This window comes from Streptomyces sp. NPDC020958 (assembly GCF_055562175.1).
The window spans coordinates 1-1,375 of sequence record NZ_JBVHFU010000062.1 but is presented as its reverse complement, the minus strand read 5'-3'; the positions used below and the strand labels follow the sequence as shown (position 1 = coordinate 1,375).

General features: G+C 67.1%; 1 protein-coding gene. It reads right to left on the bottom strand.

The annotated features are described in order from the left end of the window. Window positions 1-40 precede the first annotated feature (40 nt). A complete protein-coding gene (locus ACZ3KP_RS40980; RefSeq protein ID WP_467506235.1) occupies window positions 41-1,327 on the bottom strand; it encodes an IS256 family transposase in 1,287 nt (428 codons plus the stop codon). Window positions 1,328-1,375: the final 48 nt, after the last annotated feature.

Genomic DNA, 1,375 nt, shown 5'->3' with positions numbered 1-1,375 from the left:
AGGGTCTGTGTAGCGAACGGTGGAACTCGGTCGGTTTTGTTCAGCGGCGTCCGGCGGTGAGCCGGCCGTCGAAGGTGATGTCGAAGGCTTGGAGTGCGGCCTTCCAGCGCATGGTCCAGCGTTTGCGTCCGGTGCCGGTCGGGTCCAGGCTCATGACGGCCAGGTAGACGCATTTGAGGGCGGCCTGGTCGGTGGGGAAGTGCCCCCGGGCCCGGACAGCCTTGCGGATCCGTGCGTTGATGCTCTCGATCGCGTTGGTGGTGCACACGATCTTGCGGATCTCCACGTCGAACTGGAGAAAGGGCACGAACTCCGCCCAGGCCGCCTCCCAGAGCCGGACGATCGCCGGATACTTCCCGCCCCAGGCATCGCTGAACTCCACGAACCGCTCCAGCGCGGCCTCCTCGGTCGGCGCGGTGTAGACGGGCCTGAGCGCCTTCGCGATCTTCTCCCAGTCCTGCCGGGCCGCGTAACGGAAGCTGTTCCGCAGCAGGTGAACGACACAGGTCTGGACGATCGTCGCAGGCCAGACGGTATTCACGGCGTCCGGGAGGCCGGTCAGGCCGTCGCAGACCAGCATCAGGACATCGGCCGCGCCGCGGTTCTTGATCTCGGTCAGGACCTGGAGCCAGTACTTCGCGCCCTCCCCGCCGTCGCCGATCCACAGACCCAGGATGTCCCGGTGCCCCTCGGCGGTGACCGCGACCGCCATGTAGACGGGCCGGTTGGCAACCTGCCCGTCCCTGACCTTCACGTTCACGCAGTCGATGAAGACGACCGGGTAGACGCTGTCCAGCGGACGGTTCTGCCATTCCGTCATGCCGGCCATCACGCTGTCGGTGATCGTGGAGATCGTGGACTTGGAGATTTCCGTGCCGTACACCTCGGCGAGATGCGCGGAGATCTCCCCGTGCGTGAGTCCTTTCGCCGACAGGGACAAGACCATTTCGTCCACGCCGCCCAGACGCCGCTGACGCTTCCTGACCAGCTGCGGTTCGAACGATCCGGCCCTGTCCCGCGGCACCGCGATCTCGACCGGCCCCGACTCGGTGATCACCGTCTTGGAGCGGTGCCCGTTGCGGTAGTTGTCCCGGCCGCCCTCGGCCCGCTCACCGGGCTCGTGCCCCAGATGATCAGTGAGCTCACCCTCCAGCGCGGACTCCAGCACCCGCTTGGTCAGCTGCTGCAGGAGGCCGCCCTCCCCGGTGAGCTTCACGCCACCGGCCTGAGCCCGGGCAACCAGCTCGGCGACCAGCCCGTCATCCACGGCGCCCGTCCCGCTCACAGCGGCCTTCCCGGCCTCGGTGTCACTCGTCACGTCAGTCATCAACTGTCGCTTCCAGCTCGGGAGTTACACCACTCACCGTACAGACCC